Below are 17,921 nucleotides of genomic sequence, written 5' to 3' on the forward strand. Positions count from 1 at the left end.
CGCCCGTCCACACTCGCCCCCGGCACCCGGCCCCGGCATCGTCCCCGCACCCCGACCGCCCCTGGTGCCGCCGGACCAGCCACCGCCGCCGCCTGGTGCCCTCGCACCACATCCCGGGCGGGCTCACCGCGTCGCCGCCGACGGGCTCACCCCGTCGCCGTCGCCGTCGTCGGCAGGTAGGGCCCCGGACCCTTCAGGGTGCGGTGGACGGGCGCGGTGGCCGTGTGCCGCAGCCCGGGCAGGGTGGCCACCGACCCGGTCAGATAGCGGTAGAAGTGCTGCACGCCCGGCACGGACACGCTGGCGTAGAGGTTGGTCGTGCCGGTCACGGCGGCGGCGAACGGCACCTCGGGATGGGAGGCCAGCGCCCGTCCCGCCTCGGCGAGGCGGGCGGGATCGATCTCCAGCCACAGCACGGCCCGGAAGTTCCGCTGGAGGATGTCCGGGTGGTAGTCGACGTCGAAGTAGAGGACGCGGGCGGCCCGGAGCTCGGCGATCCGGCGGCGCACCGTCGACTGTGACAGGCCCGTCGCGGCGGCCAGCTCCCCCGGCGCGGCCCGGCCGTCCCGGGCCAGCAGATCCAGGAGCTGCCGGTCGCCGTCGTCCAGTGCCACGGGGGCCGCGTCCGCGGCCGGCTCGGGCCCGAGCGGAGCCGGTTCGAGCGCCGCGACCTGCGCGGGCGTCAGCGGCCCGCTCTTGTTGATCGAGCTGAGGTCCCGGCCGAAGAAGATGTGCAGCAGGCAGTGGGCCGAGACATCCATCACCTGCGGCGTGCGCGGCAGTTTCTGGAGCAGCAGCGGCTCCCGCAGCCCGGGCCCCCGGGCCCGCACCACACAGACGAGCTCGGTGCCGCCGGAGCTGAGGGTGACCCAGGTGGTGTCCGGGCGCCGCGCCAGTGCCTCCCCGATGGAGGCGGACGCGTCGGGCGTGCACCGGATCCGCACGATCCAGGAGGAGTCACCGAGCCGCAGCGGATCGGTCAGCCCCAGCACCCGCAGCCTCCCGGCGGACCGGGCCCGCGACCACCGCCGCGCGGCGGTCTGGTCGGACACCCCCAGCACGTCGGCGATCTCCTTGAACGAGGCCCGCCCGTTGATCTGAAGGGCGTGCGCGAGCGCGGTCTCGTCGTCCGAGAGCTCTCGGTGAGCGTCGACAGGGATGTCGAGATACGTCTTCACGCCACTGATTATGTCGGATCCGAGCAACTCACAACCCCTGACTCCCCGATTCACTCGCAGTGACCCCAGTCTCGAACAACGACCGGCGTCCGACCGGTCCGTCGTGGAGAACGGAGAGAGAACATGCGCAAGTGGTGGCCCCTGGTGGCCGTCTGCCTGGGCGCCTTCATCCTGCTGGTGGACGTGACCATCGTGAACGTCGCCCTGCCCAGCATGGCCGACGACCTCGACGCCTCCTTCACCTCCCTGCAATGGGTGATCGACGGCTACGCCCTGGCCCTCGCCGCCCTGCTGCTGGCCTCCGGTTCCCTGGCGGACCGGTTCGGGCACCGGCGGTTCTACGTCTACGGCCTGGGCCTCTTCGGCCTGGCCTCGCTGGTGTGCGGGCTGGCCCCCGACGCCGGCGTACTGATCACCGCCCGGGTGGTGCAGGGCGTCGGAGGCGCCGCCATGTTCGCCACGGCGCCCGCCCTGCTGATCTCGTCGTACCGGGGCAGGGACCGGGGCACGGCCTTCGGCGTGTGGGGCGCGGCCAACGGTGCCGCCGCTGCGGCGGGCCCGCTGCTGGGCGGCCTGCTCACGGAGCACCTGAGCTGGCAGGCGATCTTCTGGGTCAACCTGCCGATCGCGGCGGTGGCCATCGCGATGACGGTGCGGGTGGTACGCCCGGACGCGCCGCTCGACGCGTCGTCCGGCACCGTCCGCATCGACCTCCCCGGAGCGGCGACCTTCACCCTCGCCGCCACCACACTCACCTACGGACTGATCCGCGGCCCGGAGGCGGGCTGGACCTCGCCGGAGATCCTCGGAACCTTCGCCGGCACCGTCCTGGCCCTGGCCGCGTTCGTCGTGATCGAGCACCGCACGGCACGGCGCGGGGACACCCCGATGCTGGACCCGGCGCTGCTGCGCCGCCCGTCGTTCGCGGGCCTGATGAGCGGCGCGCTGCTGCTGCAGGGCGGCGCGTTCGGCTGCCTGGTGCTGGTGTCGGTGTGGCTGCAGTCGGTCCTGGGCCTGGGCCCGGTCGCGGCGGGTCTGGCCCTGACCCCGCTGGCCGGCGCCTCGTTCCTGGTGGCCGCGGGGGCGGGCCGCCACATCCAGCGGTTCGCCCCGCGACTGCCGATCGGGCTGGGGCTCGTGTGCATCGCGGCCGGCATGGCGCTGCTGCGCGCCGGGATGACGGCCGGCGCGGGTGCCGCGTCCCTGGTGGCGGGCCTCGTGGTCACCGGGATCGGCGTGGGCCTGGCCACCCCGGTCCTGGTCTCGGCGGCCACCTCCGCCGTACCGCCGCGGCAGGCGGGGATGGCGGGCGGGGCGGTCAACACCTTCCGCCAACTGGGCATGACGCTGGCCATCGCGGTCCTGGGCGCGGTCTTCACGAGCCGCGCGTCGCAGGTACTCGGCGCATCGGGCATGGTCCCGAACCCCGACCGAACCGCCTCCGCCCTGGCCGCAGGCCAGGCCCACCACCTCCTGGCCGCGACCCCCGCTCCCCACCGCCCGGCAACCGAACACCTCCTGCACGAGACCTTCGCCACCGCCCTGGACCGCGTCTTCCTCCTCTCCTCCCTGGCAGCGGCCCTGGGCGCCCTGACAGTCCTCCTCGCCGTACGCCCAACCCCCCGCCCGACCACCGCGGCCCCCCGGCCCACCCCCGCACACGACCACCCCACGACGGAGCACCCGGCCGCCGATCCCCACTGACGGGCCCCGCCCTCGGTCAGGTCACTTGATGAGGAGAAAGGTGTCCTGAGCGGCCACCTACTCGGCACGCCTCCGGCGGGAGCGAGCGTGCGTGGTCACTGCCGCCCGCCAGTGCCCGACCGTCGCGGGTGACAGTCGTCGGCGACCGACAGCACCGCATCCGCATACTGGCGTCATGCTCCCGCCCTCGCGCTTCCGAGACGCTCGGCACACGAAGTACCACTTCATCGATCACGTACTCGTGCGCTGCCCGAGGTGCGCCGGCCCAGCACACGTCGCCCCGGCGGTGCCCGCGGCCGACGACGCGGCTCCCTCGGTGTTCGCGCGTCGCCGTCTTGTCTGCAGGACGTGCGGTCTGTCGCGGGACGCGGCCGGGCAAGGGCTTCGCCTCTTCCGAGGGCGGGGCGAAGCCACCGACCCTTACTTCGGCCTGCCGCTGTGGCTGCAGACCGAGACGCGGCACGGCTGGGTAACGGACCCTCGCAACCCCGCCGGGATCCGAGTGGGAGACATCTACGAGGACTGCTCCTTCCACCCGGTCCTGTGCACCGAGATCGACGATGACGGCGCGGTGGTTCTCAGCGGTATCTCACTCATTGACGGCACCTTCCCGCGGTCATGTGACGCGCAGTACTGCGCACCCGTCCGGATACCGGTCGAGGACGTCATGGCCATCAAGAACGATCTGCCGGCGCACACCCGTCGACGACAAGCCGAGCTGAGAGCCGTCGGCCGGGAGACAGAGTGAGGGTGCCCATGTCACTGATCGGCTCCGTCGTCGACCGGGTGGTGTTCGATCATCAAGTGCGCCTCTGCTTGAGGGCGCCTGCTGTGGGCGAGAAATGCGGCGTGGACGCCGAGTTGATCGTAGAAACGTCGTTCCGGCTCCGCGATGCAGGCGGCGCATGGCATGAACTGGAGCCGGGAGCAGGAGTACGTATACCCCCGGTGCTCGGCCTGCTCGGGCAGCCGGTCACAGCCGTTGACGTCCAAGGCCGCGGAGCCCTGAGCATCGACTTCCGCGCCGGTGCCCGCTTGCGGGTGGCACCCGATCCACACTTCGAATCGTGGCACTTGATCGGCCGCGGCATCGCCCCTGTCACCGTCGGACCTGGCGGCGAGGAGCACTGGGAACGCTGAGGATTGCCAACCCGCGTACCCCGCGCTCTCACCTCAGGAAGCCAAGGTGGCACCGGGCGCGCTGGACGATTACGCAGTTGACCGCGCCACGTGCCCCAGGGCGACGCGACCGGTCCCGACCACGGTCAGCCGCGGACAAGGGGCCAGGGCCTACGACAACCGGCCGGAGCCTCGGCTCACTTGCCGGCCTCCGGGCCGTACCACTGGAGCGCCTGGCCGGTGATGGCGGCGACGCACTCGAAGTCCCGGTCGCGGTGGAGAAGGGTCAGCCCCTGCAACTCGGCCGTGGCCGCCACCACGAGGTCGACGGGCCCGGCGCTGCGGTGCTGCCCTCGCCGGGTGAGGATCTCCTGGACCTGCCAGGCCCGGTCGTACGCGCGGTCGTCGACCGCCACCCAGCCGAAGAGCAGACGCAGGTCGTCGATGCCTTGCGCACGGTCGGCCGCGGAACGTGCGCTGGAGAAGAACTCCAGCTCGGTGATGGGGCAGGTGGCGATGAGCCCGGCGGCCGTCGCCTGGTCCCATCCGTACTGCTCGCCGTCGCCACGCAGCAGACGAGCCAGCGCGCTGGTGTCGATCAGGAACTGTGCGGCGTTCACCTGCGGTAGTTCCCCTTGTCCTCCAGGAGATCGAGGTCAAAGGCCCCCTCGCCGGCCGCCGCCCTCAGCCGGGCGAGCGCCAGAGCACGCCGCCGGTTCTCCAGCACCTCGCGCAACGCGGTGTTCACCGTCTCCTTCTTGGTGCTGGTACCGAGCGCCTGGGCCACGTCCGCGACCAGCTGATCGTCGAGGTCGATCACTGTCCTGCTCATCAGCGCATCTCCTTGGATATAAAGCCTGCCGTAAATTATATCTCGCTCGATAGCTGAGAGAGGCGCCGCAGCGGCTGCCGTCCTCGATCCCCGCAGGCGCCGAGGACGACCGCCGTCGTCATGGCCGTTCCACTGCCACCCGGCCGTTCGGGTCACTGCCCGCAGGCGCAGCCGACCGCCGCCGGGCTCTCCTCGCCGGCCTGGCCGGTGCAGCAGCCGTCGCCGCCGGCGTCCGGGTCGGCACTCTTGCCGAGGGTGTCGCCGTCGGCCTTCACGACGTAGACCTCCCACGGCTCCTTCCCGGGACCATGCACCCACACCTTGTCCTGGAGGGCGTAGCAGCAGGACGTGTCGTTCTCCTCGAAGGTGGCCAGGCCGGCGCCCTTGAGCCGGGCGGTGGCGGCGCTGACCTGACCGCTGGACTCGACCTCGACACCGAGGTGGTCGAGCCGGGTCTCCTCACCGGGCTCACCCTCGATCAGCACGAGCTTGAGCGGGGGCTCCGTGAGGGCGAAGTTGGCGTAGCCCTCGCGCCGCTTGGCCGGTTCGGCGCCGAACAGCTTCGAGTAGAAGGTGATCGACGCTTCCAGGTCACTGACACGGAGAGCGAGCTGAGCGCGAGACATGACGGCTCCCATCCACTTGCATTGATGTCTGTCAATGCAAGATTGCGCGCTGGATCGAAGGGTGTCAACATAGAAGCATGTCGAATCAAGCGCGGGTGGTGCTCGGCCGGAGCGACGAAGCCCGAGCATGCTGCCCCGACCTGCTGACCACTCCCTTGGACGAGGGCCAGGCCGTCGAACTGGCGAAGGTGTTCAAGGCGCTGGGCGACCCGGTGCGACTGCGCCTGCTGTCGCTCATCGCCTCACGACCGGGAGGAGAGGTCTGCGTCTGCGACCTGACCCCGGCCTTCGACCTCTCCCAGCCGACGATCTCCCACCACCTGAAACTGCTGCGGCAGGCGGGCCTGATCGACTGCGAGCGGCGTGGCACCTGGGTCTACTACTGGCTCGTCCCGGAGACGACCGACCACCTCGCCGGCATCCTCACACGTCCGGCCGGTGCGTCACTGCCCGAGCATCCCGCGTCGGTGGGGTGAGGAGCGGCGTGCAGGGGCGTCCGCCCGCATTCATGGGCGGCGGATGACCGGTCCGGAGGCACCTTCGCGCCTCTCCTGAACGGCCGCGAAAGGGGCCTGCCCCGGTGAGAGAGAACACGGAGGCAGGCGCTCGTCGCCGTCGCCGTTGGCTCACCGCGGTCCCCCGTCCCACGGCGGCCACTGCGAGGCCCGACTCACCGGGTAACGTGGCGATCTTCGGTCGGCGGAAGCCGTACGGAGTCCTCGAAGGCCGGTACGTCGACCATGCCTCTGACCGACCATCCCGCACGCCGCCGCCTCGGCGCCGCCCTGGACAACCTCTCCGTCACCTTCCGCGGCATGACGGCACATCCGGACGAGTACAACTGCGACTGCCACTGGGGAAGCGCGGAGGAACTCGCCCTTCTGAGGACGCCGGACGTGGAACTGGACCCGGACCTCCTGGGCCGGACCTGGCAGGCCATCGACTGGACTGATCACGCGGCCGTGCTGCGCCGCATCCTGCCGCAGTTCGCCAGGGCCCTGGTCGCCGGCCAGGTGGAGCCCCTGTTCGGACTGGAGGAGGCGGGATGCTCCTTCGCCCGCGGCCGCTGGCAGCGGTGGCCCGACGAGCACGCCGCCCCGGTACGCGAGTTCCTGCACGCCTGGTGGGTCCAGAGCCTCACCGATCCGGATGCGGCCGTCCCGGCGCACCAGGTCTTCGCGATGTGCGCCGAGGCATCCGGAACGCCCGGCCCCTGGCTTGCCGACTGGGAGAAACAGACCGGCCACCTCAGCGACCAGCGCCTCACCGAGGCGGTCGCCGAATGGGAGTACGAGCTCCTGGGAGACAACCTGCCGTGGGAGGGCGGCTGGTACGAGCACGACGAGGAGAGGATGCGCGCCGAACTGGTCGCCTGGCTCCTCGACCACGCCGCGGTGCGGCTCCCTGAGTCGGGCGCCTCGGCAGACCTGCGGCACCGGATACGGCTGCTCGGCCTCACCGGCGAGGCCCGCTGGACGGACCCGCACTGGCCCGGCCACCGCTACTGACAACCGGCGAAAGTGGAGGACATCGGACTGCTCACCGCCGAGCATCCACGCCTGAGCGCCGAAGAGGTCTGAGCCGCGACGCCTTGCGGAAGCGGTGCGCGCGCGGTGCGCCCGATCCGCGACGAGATCGAGAAGCACATCCGCGGCCTGCTCGGCGAACTCGCCCCACGTCCGGGCGGATCCGCGTTCCCCGATCAGCCGCCGGCGGGCCGCCAGGCGGCTTCGGCGGCCTGGGCGGTGGGGTGGGTGGGGAAGACCTGCTCCAGACCGACGATGCGGAAGATACGGCCCACACGGTCGGGGACCGCGGCCAGGGCGATGCTCGCACCGGCGGCCAAGGCGTGGTTGCGGGCGGCGATGAGCACGGTGATGCCACTGGAGTCGCAGAAGGAGAGGCTGCCGAGGTCGAGGACGAGCTGCTGACCGGGGCGCAGGCCGAGGCCGGGCAGGGCGGCGCGGACCTGGCCGGCGGTGTCGTAGTCGAGGTCTCCGGCGATCTCGACGACCGGCCCGGCGGTGGTGGTGCGGGTGTGGAGGGTCAGGTGCTTGGTCACTGCTGCTCTCCACTGGGAGGTCGTGGCGCGTGGACGGCGAGGACGGCGGTGTCGTCGTCCACGCCGGTACCGAAGGTGTCGAGCAGGTCCCGGACCGCGCTGACGGTGCGGGAGGCGGTGGTGGGGGCAAGGGCGCGGCCGAAGTCGAGGAGGGCGTCGTCGCCGTAGCGGTCCTCGCTTCCCGCGGTGGCGTTGGTGTGCGCCTCGGTCAGTCCGTCGGTGTGCAGGAGCAGGGTGTCGCCGGGCGCCAGGTGGACGGTGGTGGTGGCGATGTGGGCGTCGGGCAGGACGCCGATGAGCTGTCCGCCCGGGGTGGGCAGGAAGTCGGCGGTGCCGTCGGCGCGCATCAGCAGGGCGGGTGGGTGCCCGCCGCTGGCCAGGGTGATCCGGAAACCACCCCGGTCGGGAGTGAGCAGACCGAAGACGACGGTGCAGAAGCGGGGGTCGGCGCCGTTGTACTCGTGGTTCAGGACCGTGTTGAGGTTGCCGAGGACCGCGACCGGGTCGGGGTCGTACACGGCGGCGGCGCGCAGGGTGTAGCGGGCCAGGGAGGTGATGGCCGCGGCCGCGGCGCCCTTGCCGCACACGTCGCCGAGGAAGAGACCCCAGGTGCCGGCATCGAGGGGGAAGAGGTCGTAGAAGTCGCCGCCGACCTTGTCCGTGGAGGCGATGTGGTAGTGGGCCGCCACGTCCAGGCCGGGGACGTCGACCAGGGCGGGCGGCAGGAGGGTTTCCTGAAGGGTGGTGGCCAGGGTCTGGAGACGGTCGCGCTCGCGGTCCGCTTCCCGGCGGGCGCGCAGCAGTTCGGCCTCGTAGGCCCGGCGGTCGCGGGCGTCGAAGACGGTGGTGCGGATCAGCAACGGCTGCCCGTCGCTGCCCGTTTTCACCGTCGAGGTGATCAGGACGGGCAGGCGGGTGCCGTCGGCGGCCTTGAGCTCCAGGGCGATTCCGTTGACTTCGCCCTGCATCCTGAGCAGGGGGGCGAAGTGGGTCTCGTGGTAGAGCCGGCCACCGACGGTGAGCAGGTCGGAGAAGTGCTTGCGGCCGACCAGGTCCTCGCGTCGGTGGCCGAGCCAGTCCAGCAGGGTGGCGTTGATCTTCGCGATCCGGCCGTCGAGCTGGGTGGACAGATAGCCGCAGGGCGCGTGCTCGTACAGATCCTCGGCACTGTCCTCCAGCAGCGCGGAGAACTGCGCCTGCTCATCCGCCGGCTCGTCACCCCGGCAGGGGCCGTCCTCTCCGTCGTCGGTCTTGGACATCACCGGGCGGCTCCCGCGAAGTCGGCGATGGCGGCGGCGGTCTCCTCGGGCGCGGCGAGCTGGGGGCAGTGTCCCGTGGCGTTCAGCGTCACCAGCCGGCTCCCCGGAATCCGCGCATGCACGAACGCGCCCACCTCCGGCGGGGCGATCGCGTCGCTGGAGCACTGCGCCACGAGCGTCGGCACCCTCACCTCCGCCAGGTCGGCGCGGTTGTCGGACAGGAACGTCACCCGGGCGAAGACCCGCGCGATCTCCGGGTCGGTGCGGCAGAAACTGTTGGTCAGCTCCTCACCCAGCTCCGGCCGCTCCGGATTGCCCATGATCACCGGGGCCATGGCACCCGACCAGCCGAGATAGTTCGCCTCCAGCGACTCCAGCAGCTCCTCGATGTCCCCCGCGCTGAACCCTCCCCGGTAACCGGTCTCCGGGTCGTCGACGAAACACGGCGAGGGGGCGAGCAGGACCAGCCCGGCGAACGCCTCGGGCTCCCGCACGGCGGCCAGCACGCCCATCATCGCGCTCACCGAGTGCCCCACGAACGTCACGGGGCCGAGCGCCAGCTCCCGGCACAGTTCCAGCACGTCGTCGGCGTATCCGTCGAGCGTCGAATAGCGCTCCCGGCTCCACGCCGACAGGTCCGAGCGCCCCGCGCCCACGTGATCGAAGAGCACCACCGTGAAGTCGCGCTCCAGAGCCGGCACCACCAGCCGCCACATGTTCTGGTCACATCCGAACCCGTGCGCCAGCATCACCACCGGCCCCCCGGAGCGCCCGGTCACCGTCACATGGTTCCTGCTCCGCACATCCATGCGGTCCATGCTCGCAGACACCTCCCGGGCGGACATTCCCAGCCAGCAGCGTGAGGGCCGGGCGCCCTCCCCGACACGGCGTCGAGACGACGGAACCGGCAGTCGGGGGTCGGACCCCGGAACCCTCAGCCGGCCGAGGAAGAGCCGGGACAGTTCACGTGCGTCGCACGGAGCGCCCTGGCCCGCATCGACGCCTCTGGTGCAGTTGTGGTGCGCAGCCCACCCGCCGGTCCACGCAACAAAGAACCCCCGGGCCTCTGGCCTGGGGGTTTCGTGTGGAGCGAGTGACGAGAATCGAACTCGCGCTCTCAGCTTGGGAAGCTGCGATCACTTGCGGCCGGTTCGGCGGCTGACCTGGGGGAACGTCTGAGTCATGGGCTGGTCGCGCCTGGTCGCTTTCCTCGTGGCTCCCCGCTGTTCCCCGCTCGATCTGGTGCGCTTGTGGTGCGGCCATGCTGCGCACACCACGGCCGCAACCTTCTGATCCGTAACTCTAGAGAGTTCGGTTGTTGGAGGTCATACAGGCTGCCGTGGATGGCGTCCCGCTGTGTGGTGTAGGGGATCTCCGCGGCTGAGTGCGCGGGTTCTGCTCCCTTGGTTGCACCGTCTGCCGGTGACTGCTCCCTGCTCAACTGGCAGGCCACCGTGCAACTCTCCAGAGTGAACGGGCAGTTCGACCCCAGGGGGTGCACGGTGGCCTTGTCCCAGCATGACCTACTTCGCCTGCTTGAGTCACTACGTTCGGCCGATGGTCTTGAACTCGTCCGCGAGGTCGCCGAAAGGCTGTTGCAGGAACTGATCGAGGCCGAGGCCACCACAAAGATCGGCGCCGAGTGGGGCGAACACACCAAAACCCGCACCACCTGGCGCAACGGACACCGCGAGAAGACAGTGACCACACAAGCCGGCGACCTGGAACTCGCCATACCGAAACTACGGGTCGGAAGCTTCTTCCCCAGCCTCCTCGAACGCCGCCGGCGCATCGACCAAGCCCTCTACGCGGTCATCATGGAGGCATACGTCCACGGCGTCTCCCCCCGCTCCGTCGACGACCTCGTCAAAGCCCTCGGCTCCGACACCGGGATATCGAAAAGTGAGGTCTCCCGAATCTGCGCGGACCTCGACGAACAGCTCGATGCCTTCCGCACCCGGCCGCTGGACCACATCCGGTTCCCCTACCTGTTCCTCGACGCCACCTACGTCAAAGCCCGCGCCGACCACCGCATCGTCTCCCAGGCCATCGTCATCGCCACCGGCGTTACCCAGGACGGCGGCCGCGAAGTCGTCGGCGTCATGGTCGGCGACAGCGAGACCGAAGCCTTCTGGACCCAGTTCCTGCGCCACCTGCGCAAACGCGGCCTGACCGGCGTCCGCCTGGTCATCTCCGACAGCCACAGCGGCCTGGTCAAAGCGATCCGCAAGGTCATGCTCGGCGCCGCCTGGCAGCGCTGCCGGGTCCACTTCGTCCGCAACGTCTTCGCCGTGATCCCGAAAGGCTCGGCGGAGATGGTCGCCGCAACGATCCGCACCGTCTTCGCCCAGCCCACCGCGGACGCCGTCCGCACCCAACTCGACACCGTCGCCGACATGCTCGGCCGACAGTTCCCCAAGGTCAGAGACATGCTGCTGGACGCCAAGGAAGATCTGACCGCGTTCGCGGACTTCCCCCACCAGCACTGGAAGAAGATCCAGTCCACGAACCCGCTGGAGCGGCTGAACCGCGAGATCAAACGCCGCACCGACGTCGTCCAGGTCTTCCCGAACCCGCCCGCCGTCCTCCGCCTCGCGACCGCGGTCCTCGCCGAACTCCACGACGAATGGATCACCTTCCCCCGCCGCTACCTCTCCAACGAAAGCATGGACGCCCTCTACCCCGACGACACGATCCTCCTACCCACCACGTCAGAGGACTGATCGCCTACACCACGACGCGGGACGCGACCCTGCCGTGAGAGCTATGTGGTCCGATGCCGAGCGCTACCGGTTGCTGTACTTCGTTGTTGTATGTCTGCCTGTGGCGTGATAGTCGAGTGCGAAGGCTGAGGCTGGCTGTGGGATGTGACCGCTGTCAGCCTCTACGCTTTCGCGTACCTGGTGGGAGCTGTCACCCGTACGTAGGGAAGTCATTGCCCAGGATGATCCGCCAAAGACGGATGGCTTCACGGTGGTCGCCTCGGTTCTCAGCGGCCAATGCCAGGTCTGCTCTGTCCCGGGCACTCTTGAGACTGTCATTTACGGCGTCCCTGCTCGCCCAGTTCAAGTAGGCGGAAAGGTCGCCGCTAAATCCGGCGGGATCTTGCACGGAGAGATTATGAAGGTTGTAGTCGAAGAACAATCGCAATGCTGTCCTTGAGTTATTTCCCAAGGTTCCGTACGTCCGCGCGACCAGCATCTCAAGATGGAAGGACGCAAGACGCGAGCTGTGCGCCTTGTTCCACTTCTTGGCAAACCGGATGATCTTCTTTAGGTCGCCATCCAAGGTGTTGTTGCGATCGTTGAGGTATGTCTCGTGTTTGTTGGGATTGGTGGTCAACCAGTTACCCGCACCATCAGGGATGCCGTAATCGCCACTCGTGTATTTTTCAACCGGTGCCACATCCACGCTCAGACCGTCGGAATAAAAGAACCGCACAGCCTGGCCACGAGCGCCAATCTTACGTACGGGCGAGTTTTCGTTAAGAACCTTCCGCACTCGATACAGAAACTCAGAGGAGTTGTCCCGGTATCTTCGGTTCCACAATTCTTGGTCGACATGCAGATGTACCATGAGGTCAATGTCATCGACAGGGTTGCAGGCGGTGTTCCGCCCGAGCGAGCCGATGATCTTGTGAGACTGATAGCGGATGTCGTTCCCGGCAGGAAACGCAGCCTTGATGACGTTCACGACGGCATCTCGGCGCCCGTAGACCTTGGTCCAGGTGACAGGTGAGGGCTTCACCTTGATGTCGAACTCGTTGAACGCGGCCACGGTAGTCGTTGCCATTCCTACTGCCCCTCGTCCGCGGCGTAGCTCTGGCCACCGCCGCTGATGTTCTTGCTGGACTTCTTGTAGGCCAGGCGGCCCGGTGGGTCGGACGTCTTGTTGAGCTCGTCCCGAGTGCTGGTGAGATTGCGTAGCGTGTCTCGCGCGTCCTCGCGGTTCATGTCGGCCAGATCGATCGTGAGAAACTGCCGGGCGGCTGTCTGCAGCTGAAGGTAGGCGTTCGCCGACGCCTGTGCCTGTGTCATGCGACGCGAAGCGTTCACGGTGGTCAGGGTGGCGCTGAACGCAGCCGAGATGAGAGCCAAAACCCCGGGCCATATGCCGAGGTCGCCGCCGAGGGCAGTTCCGCCAGAGATGGCGGCAAGCGCTGCTGCCGGGACGCCGAGCATTAGGTTGATGAGCCGCCACAACTTGGCCTGTTCGAACTGTCCTTGAGCACTCCACAATGCACTCTCGTGGATGCGGTCGGCTTCCTGTGCGATGGCTCGGTGCGACTCAGGGATGCCGTTGGGGATCAGTGACACGAACACCTCAGTGGGCCAGGAACCGTGTAAGTAGGTGAAGACGGGGCAACTGGAGTAGCGGGCCAGTGTAGACGGCTGGGCTCACGGTGGACCAGTGGTGCGCATGTGATGCGGTGTTCTGCCATGTCCACCAATGTGCAGCATGCTCGGGCGCGCAGAACCGGCCTGATTAGCCGGACTTGACAAGAAACACCCCATCTTGCCCGACCGCCACCCCTGGGCGGAAACCCGTATCGTCACGGCGCGCGGACCTGGGGGTTCGTCACTGAGGGCTACGGCCCGTCTGTCACTGTCGGTCGCCGTTGGTCAGCCTCGGGCACCCTCGCACGGCCCAGGGACGGCCCAGAGGCGATCACCCAGCCACTCGACCGACGACCGCCACCTTCGATGCGAGCAGCATGGACCTCAGCCGACGACAGTCAGCCACGACGGCGGGTGCGCCGACAGACCAGGCGCGCGTATGCCTCGCTACACCCCCACCGGCATCAGCCGCGCTGCTTCTGTGTCCTGCCTGGCGGTCGAGCCCGAACGACGGCACCCCCGTCCGCCGGCCTTTTCGCGCCTGCATGCCACACCCGGTACAGCCACAACTGATCACCGGCAGCCGTGACCTGCGGCCGCCTATCCGATCAACGCCCTGACCTGCTGCTGAGCTGTCAGCAGTTCTCGCGTTAGTCATCGTTGAGCGCCCTTCCACGGCCCGAGGACGGCCCGGGGGGCGCTCACCCTTTTCAAGTGCCCAGTCGCTCTCCCTTGGGTTCCCCAATCTCTCGTACGGGATCACTCACAGATGAGATAATCTGAGACAGATCTAACCAAGGGGGAGTAGATGGAAATCAGTCCAGAGAACCCACAAGAAAATCAACTGGGCGCTGGAGTGAAAGAAGAAGACCTACTCAAGGCGGTGACCGCGTCAGGTTACCCCCTCCAATCCGTTGCCGTGGATTCAATCGCATCCAAATTTGTCCCTGACCAACGCTCTTTGCTAGTCCAAGAGGAATGGTCATACATCGATGAAGACACCGGAGAGTTTCGCAATTTGGATGCCTATATAGATCACGAGTATGATCACATTGGGCAGGATTATATCCGTCCGCACTTGACTATGCTAGTTGAATGCAAGCAGTCTGAGCTTCCTTTTGTTTTTTTCCTCCGGCAGGCCCCATGCGGTGACTTCCCTCGCCTCATTGGCATGCCCCATCAGGAATTGGGGATTCGGTTCGCAGACGACGCAACCACTGATGCTCCCATAACAATCGGCATGCGCTTGAGTCATGCCCTGGGACTCAGTGGAATGCCCTTCTCTCTGGAGCCCCCACGGGCGATCGCCATGAGTAAGGCGGTACGCAAGTCCGGGAAAATCGAACTGACGGGAGAGGAGACATTCAGAGGTATTGCCCTACCTCTCATGAAGGCGTTCAAACACTTCTCGCGGGTCTGTCAACCGAAGCCCAAGCACTGCTACTACGATGTCCGGGCGGTCTTCCCGGTTGCGGTCGTTAGGGCGCCCATGATTGGCGTTCATGTAATCGACGGTGAACCGAAGATGACTGCTTTGCCCTGGGTGCGCGTCGTTAGAGTCGAGCCGTCCACGGAACGATTGGGGTCTGGATACTCGGAACTATATGCGATGGATGTGGTGCACCAAGCCTACCTTTCGACCTACACGGAGAAGGCTCAGGAGGCGTGCCAGGAGATATTTCGAAGGATGGAACTCATTTCCATCCCGGTGATTACGGGAATTGCCATGCTGGCTGAAGATCGGGAAGGATCAGGGGGGTTGCCATATGAGTCACTGAGGCCGCACGTCACCGATGAAGAATTTACCGTCTGGATGCGTAAAAAGCTGCGCGCGGCGCACGGGTAATTCTCGATAGGTCGGTGGAGCGGCTTTGGGCTGGAGCTGATTTGGCGCGAGTGATCATGGCCCATTAGGCTAGCCAGCGGATCGGGCAGGTTTGTGAACCTGCCCGTTAGTGCCCGATTTTTGGCCATGATCTTCGAGGCTCGCGCCGAATTGGCTGCCTAAAGCCGTGGAGCCGACCGCCCCAGCCACAGCGGGTTTTTCCCGCGAAGTGCCGCAGCCGCCGAGCGCGCCGCCGGGCGCGGCCAGTCGGGGCGCAGACAGGAGGCAGGCCGCGCCGCAGAGGCGGCGCGCGCCCGCGCCGCGCGCGGGCCTTGAACCAGTAGAGAAAGTTTGAATCATGGTCCGACTGGCCGGTGGTGTAGAACCTGGGCATGGGGAGTGAGCGGCGGGAGCTGATGAGGGCGCTCGGTGGGCGCCTTCGTGTGCTTCGGGTAGAGGCCGGCCTGTGACAGGTGCTGTGTTGGCGCAGCGTGCTGGTGTCGGGCAGCCGACCGTGTCCAAAGTCGAGACCGGGCGCATGGTTCCGAGCTTCGACGTGCTCGACCGGCTCCTGGAGGCCCTCGGCCTTGATGAGTCGACGGCTCATGAGGTGCGTGACCTCCTCGCCGCCGTGGTCGCTGCCGCAGGTTCTGACCAACTGGCAGACAACTTGGCTCCCGTCGCTGCGAGCGTCGACGAAGAGGTTCGGTCCGCTCGGCAGGTGCGGTCGTTTCAGTGCGTCATCCTTCCCACCATGCTCCAGAGCGCGGAGTACGCCCGGCACGTCTTCGAGAGTGCGCCGGGCTCGCCTCCTGATGCGGTCGGTCGTGCTGTCGCTGCTCGCGTCGCTCGGCCGGGGCGCTGTCACCGTTGCCACTCCGCTACGGCGTGATGACGAACGCGGGCGGACGGTCGTCGCCGTGGACGACGTCAGTTCCGGCAAGCGACTGGAGGACCTGGCGCGCTCCTACGGTCTCGGCGTCGCCTCGGAGCATGTGCCGGTCACGGGGGAGATCGACAGTGGCGTCGGGCCCGGGTGGCCGCCGGCCTTCCGGACGGCTTCCGCTTCTACGACCTTCGGCACACCGGGCACACGCTCTCGACCCGCTCGGGCGCCACCCTCAAGGACACGATGGTCCGGGCCGGCCAGTCCTCCGAGAAGGCGGCACGCATCTACCAGCACTCCGACGGGGAGCGGCAACGGGATGTGGCGGCCGGGCTGGACGACCTCGTACGCGCCGAACGTGCGAAGCGGTGCAAACCTGGTCAGCAGTAGCAACGAACCCTTCTTCCGGTGGGGAGGCAGCCAATGTCTTCCCACCGGTGTTTGCTGTACAGGGCCTCTGAGTACGGCCGGGGGAAAAATCCGTGATCCAGCTGATCCGGGTTCAAGTAGCCTGCGCCCCAGTCCGAATGAGGGGGAAGGCTTATGGGCAACGTCACTCAGCAGCAGTACCGTGATGCCATCGCGAAGCTGATCGTTGACTTTCGGGCGTCTGGGCCAATCGAGACCAAGCAGCGCAAGTACCGTTCCGTTCTGCTCGGGCATGGCTGGTGTGCCGAAGTTCATCGGCTGGCCGAGGCGGCTCTGCACCTGGTGGATCATGGTTTCGCGCATGAAGCCTTGATATTGCTGCGAACCATGTTCGAGACCACTGTCAGCCTGCACTGGCTGTCCCAGAAGGGCGACGCCGCTGCACTCGGAGTCTTTGCTGAGGGCGGTCGGGTGAACCGGGCGACAGCCAACGACATGCAGACAGCGTTCAACGTGCCTCAGGACCTGATCGACCAGATCAACAACGACCCGGTGGAGAAGACCGACGAGAGTGAGGTGTTTCGTCGGTTCCAGGCACAGTGCGACGAGATCGACCCGCGGAGGCAGCTCTACACCGTGTACCGATACCTCTGCGGTTACGCGCACCCCAGCTCGGTTAGTGCGTCTTCCTTCATCGAGTACAGCACCGAGCCACCCAGTCTGAGGAGCGATCCGAAGCAGGGGCCGTCCTCAGTAGTGGAGGTGACGGTGGCGATGTGCTTGATCTGGGCCGGCCGCGCCTTCGATGACATGGTCAACGGAAAGCCGCGGAAGCAGGTCTTGCGTTCCACGGCCAGGGAGCTGGAGCTGATCCCGATCCTTCCTGCAATCAGCTAGGGGTGCGACTTCGCCTTATGGTGCGGTTGTGGTGCGGCACCCGCCCACCGGTCTAGACAACAAAGAACCCCCGGGTCAATGACCTGGGGGTCCGAAATGGAGCGGGTGACGAGAATCGAACTCGCGCTCTCAGCTTGGGAAGCTGATGTTCTACCATTAAACTACACCCGCGCCGGGCGGCGGAGGGGGCCGTGCCCGAGTGCTCGTTCACTCTACCCCATGTGTGAGGGGTTACGGGGCAACGCGTGGGCCAGGGGGCAGGCGTCCTGGGACGGGGTCACCGTCCAGCCGTTGCCCAGGATGTGGACGCTGCCGGAGGCGGCGACGGTTGGGGCGGCTGTGGCGTCGGTCTTCCGGGGTGAGGCCTGCGCCACCGTGCATGCCAGTTGGAGTACCGCCTTGCGGCTCAGTGGGGCGGTGGTGTCGGGGAGTTGGACGGAGAGGACGCCGTCCTCGCCGGTGCTGATCCGGGACGCGTGCGTCAGGCGGGGCAGTTGCGTGGTGGCCGTCGTCGCCTCGGTCGTGGTCGGCCCTGCGAAGAGCAGCCGTACGACGGTTTCCAGGTCGTCGGCGCCCCCGGCGCCCCCATCTCCGCCGCCTCCGGTGTTCCCCGCCTCCCCGAGGCGTCGCGGGTACGCCGTCAGTGCGCCGTCGCGCAGGAAGTAGAGGGAGACCGTGGTGGGGGAGGACGGTGCCGTACTGGGGGCGGCCGGGCCGTGGGCCGGTTCGCCGGCCTCGATGACGTCGGACGGGGGGACTCCGCATCCCCCGAGCGCGAGCGCGACCGCCGCCATCGGTCCGGACAGCAGGGTCGCCATGCGCGCGCC

The 17,921-nt window shown here is 67.8% G+C and carries 19 protein-coding genes, 1 tRNA gene and 2 pseudogenes; 11 read left to right on the top strand and 11 right to left on the bottom strand.

All coding sequences use genetic code 11. The features are described 5' to 3' along the window. Positions 1-146: 146 nt before the first annotated feature. Entirely contained in the window at positions 147-1,178 is a 1,032-nt protein-coding gene (locus tag OIE12_RS17280; protein WP_329136317.1) for an Lrp/AsnC family transcriptional regulator, read from the bottom strand. A 123-nt stretch (positions 1,179-1,301) separates the two neighbouring features. Between OIE12_RS17280 and OIE12_RS17285 the strand changes: the two genes are divergently transcribed. The 3 genes from OIE12_RS17285 (at position 1,302) to OIE12_RS17295 (ending at position 4,022) form a co-directional block, all read left to right on the top strand. Beyond that, on the top strand, positions 1,302-2,882 hold the full coding sequence (locus OIE12_RS17285; protein ID WP_329136319.1) for an MFS transporter: 1,581 nt from the start codon (positions 1,302-1,304) through the stop codon (positions 2,880-2,882). A gap of 502 nt (positions 2,883-3,384) precedes the next feature. Next, positions 3,385-3,630: a hypothetical protein gene (locus OIE12_RS17290; protein WP_329136321.1), complete on the top strand. Its 246-nt coding sequence runs from the start codon at positions 3,385-3,387 to the stop codon at positions 3,628-3,630. 8 nt (positions 3,631-3,638) lie between these two features. Next, positions 3,639-4,022, top strand: a complete 384-nt coding sequence (locus tag OIE12_RS17295; protein ID WP_329136323.1) for a DUF6188 family protein — start codon at positions 3,639-3,641, stop codon at positions 4,020-4,022. Positions 4,023-4,198: 176 nt separating this feature from the next. Here OIE12_RS17295 and OIE12_RS17300 read toward each other — a convergent pair whose 3' ends face one another. The 3 genes from OIE12_RS17300 to OIE12_RS17310 form a co-directional block, all read right to left on the bottom strand. Beyond that, positions 4,199-4,621: a PIN domain nuclease gene (locus OIE12_RS17300; protein ID WP_329136325.1), complete on the bottom strand. Its 423-nt coding sequence runs from the start codon at positions 4,619-4,621 to the stop codon at positions 4,199-4,201. Further along, positions 4,618-4,833 carry a type II toxin-antitoxin system VapB family antitoxin gene (locus tag OIE12_RS17305; protein ID WP_329136327.1) on the bottom strand — a complete coding sequence of 72 codons (216 nt, stop codon included), beginning with the start codon at positions 4,831-4,833 and terminating at the stop codon, positions 4,618-4,620. The genes OIE12_RS17300 and OIE12_RS17305 overlap by 4 nt, the downstream gene beginning before the upstream one ends. Before the next feature lie 152 nt (positions 4,834-4,985). Beyond that, on the bottom strand, positions 4,986-5,459 hold the full coding sequence (locus OIE12_RS17310; protein ID WP_329136329.1) for an ArsI/CadI family heavy metal resistance metalloenzyme: 474 nt from the start codon (positions 5,457-5,459) through the stop codon (positions 4,986-4,988). A gap of 77 nt (positions 5,460-5,536) precedes the next feature. On the opposite strand from OIE12_RS17310, the gene OIE12_RS17315 reads away from it, so the two are divergent. Together OIE12_RS17315 and OIE12_RS17320 are read left to right on the top strand one after the other, a co-directional pair. Then, on the top strand, positions 5,537-5,935 hold the full coding sequence (locus tag OIE12_RS17315; protein ID WP_329136331.1) for an ArsR/SmtB family transcription factor: 399 nt from the start codon (positions 5,537-5,539) through the stop codon (positions 5,933-5,935). Between the two features lie 264 nt (positions 5,936-6,199). Then, a complete protein-coding gene (locus OIE12_RS17320) occupies positions 6,200-6,967 on the top strand; it encodes a hypothetical protein (protein ID WP_329136333.1) in 768 nt (255 codons plus the stop codon). A gap of 194 nt (positions 6,968-7,161) precedes the next feature. On the opposite strand, the gene OIE12_RS17325 is transcribed toward OIE12_RS17320, so the two are convergent. The 3 genes from OIE12_RS17325 to OIE12_RS17335 are packed head-to-tail and all read right to left on the bottom strand — an operon-like array spanning position 7,162 to position 9,589. Next, positions 7,162-7,521, bottom strand: a complete 360-nt coding sequence (locus OIE12_RS17325) for an STAS domain-containing protein (RefSeq protein ID WP_329136335.1) — start codon at positions 7,519-7,521, stop codon at positions 7,162-7,164. Continuing rightward, complete coding sequence (locus OIE12_RS17330) at positions 7,518-8,780, bottom strand: PP2C family protein-serine/threonine phosphatase (RefSeq protein WP_329136337.1); 1,263 nt, start codon at positions 8,778-8,780, stop codon at positions 7,518-7,520. The genes OIE12_RS17325 and OIE12_RS17330 overlap by 4 nt, the downstream gene beginning before the upstream one ends. Beyond that, the gene (locus OIE12_RS17335) at positions 8,780-9,589 is read right to left on the bottom strand and encodes an alpha/beta fold hydrolase (protein WP_329142017.1); all 810 of its coding nucleotides are present in this window, start codon (positions 9,587-9,589) and stop codon (positions 8,780-8,782) included. Before OIE12_RS17335 ends, OIE12_RS17330 begins: the two co-directional genes overlap by 1 nt. A 693-nt stretch (positions 9,590-10,282) precedes the next feature. Here OIE12_RS17335 and OIE12_RS17340 point away from each other — a divergent pair. Continuing rightward, positions 10,283-11,503 (top strand): IS256 family transposase, encoded by a 1,221-nt coding sequence (locus tag OIE12_RS17340; RefSeq protein ID WP_329136339.1) that lies wholly within the window; start codon positions 10,283-10,285, stop codon positions 11,501-11,503. Between the two features lie 190 nt (positions 11,504-11,693). On the opposite strand, the gene OIE12_RS17345 is transcribed toward OIE12_RS17340, so the two are convergent. Both OIE12_RS17345 and OIE12_RS17350 read right to left on the bottom strand, forming a co-directional pair. Then, entirely contained in the window at positions 11,694-12,572 is an 879-nt protein-coding gene (locus OIE12_RS17345) for an SMODS domain-containing nucleotidyltransferase (protein ID WP_329136340.1), read from the bottom strand. A gap of 2 nt (positions 12,573-12,574) precedes the next feature. Continuing rightward, positions 12,575-13,096, bottom strand: coding sequence for an SLATT domain-containing protein (locus OIE12_RS17350; protein WP_329136344.1), 522 nt, complete (start codon positions 13,094-13,096; stop codon positions 12,575-12,577). 829 nt (positions 13,097-13,925) lie between these two features. On the opposite strand from OIE12_RS17350, the gene OIE12_RS17355 reads away from it, so the two are divergent. The 5 genes and pseudogenes from OIE12_RS17355 (at position 13,926) to OIE12_RS17375 (ending at position 17,094) form a co-directional block, all read left to right on the top strand. After that, positions 13,926-14,963: a hypothetical protein gene (locus tag OIE12_RS17355; RefSeq protein ID WP_329136346.1), complete on the top strand. Its 1,038-nt coding sequence runs from the start codon at positions 13,926-13,928 to the stop codon at positions 14,961-14,963. A gap of 493 nt (positions 14,964-15,456) precedes the next feature. After that, complete coding sequence (locus OIE12_RS17360; protein ID WP_329136347.1) at positions 15,457-15,834, top strand: Scr1 family TA system antitoxin-like transcriptional regulator; 378 nt, start codon at positions 15,457-15,459, stop codon at positions 15,832-15,834. Next, positions 15,785-15,961: pseudogene (locus OIE12_RS17365) on the top strand (sigma-70 family RNA polymerase sigma factor); the annotation flags it as partial. The gene OIE12_RS17360 and the pseudogene OIE12_RS17365, both read left to right, overlap by 50 nt. Next, positions 15,958-16,218: pseudogene (locus OIE12_RS17370) on the top strand (tyrosine-type recombinase/integrase); the annotation flags it as partial. The pseudogenes OIE12_RS17365 and OIE12_RS17370, both read left to right, overlap by 4 nt. Positions 16,219-16,371: 153 nt before the next feature. Then, positions 16,372-17,094 (top strand): DUF5677 domain-containing protein, encoded by a 723-nt coding sequence (locus OIE12_RS17375; protein WP_329136349.1) that lies wholly within the window; start codon positions 16,372-16,374, stop codon positions 17,092-17,094. A 97-nt stretch (positions 17,095-17,191) separates the two neighbouring features. Here the strand turns inward: OIE12_RS17375 and OIE12_RS17380 are convergent. Both OIE12_RS17380 and OIE12_RS17385 read right to left on the bottom strand, forming a co-directional pair. Then, a tRNA-Gly gene (locus tag OIE12_RS17380) sits at positions 17,192-17,265 on the bottom strand. Positions 17,266-17,306: 41 nt separating this feature from the next. Continuing rightward, positions 17,307-17,912, bottom strand: coding sequence for a hypothetical protein (locus OIE12_RS17385; protein ID WP_329136352.1), 606 nt, complete (start codon positions 17,910-17,912; stop codon positions 17,307-17,309). Between the last annotated feature and the right edge of the window lie 9 nt (positions 17,913-17,921).

The organism is Streptomyces sp. NBC_00670 (genome assembly GCF_036226765.1).
Classification (GTDB): Bacteria; Actinomycetota; Actinomycetes; order Streptomycetales; family Streptomycetaceae; genus Streptomyces.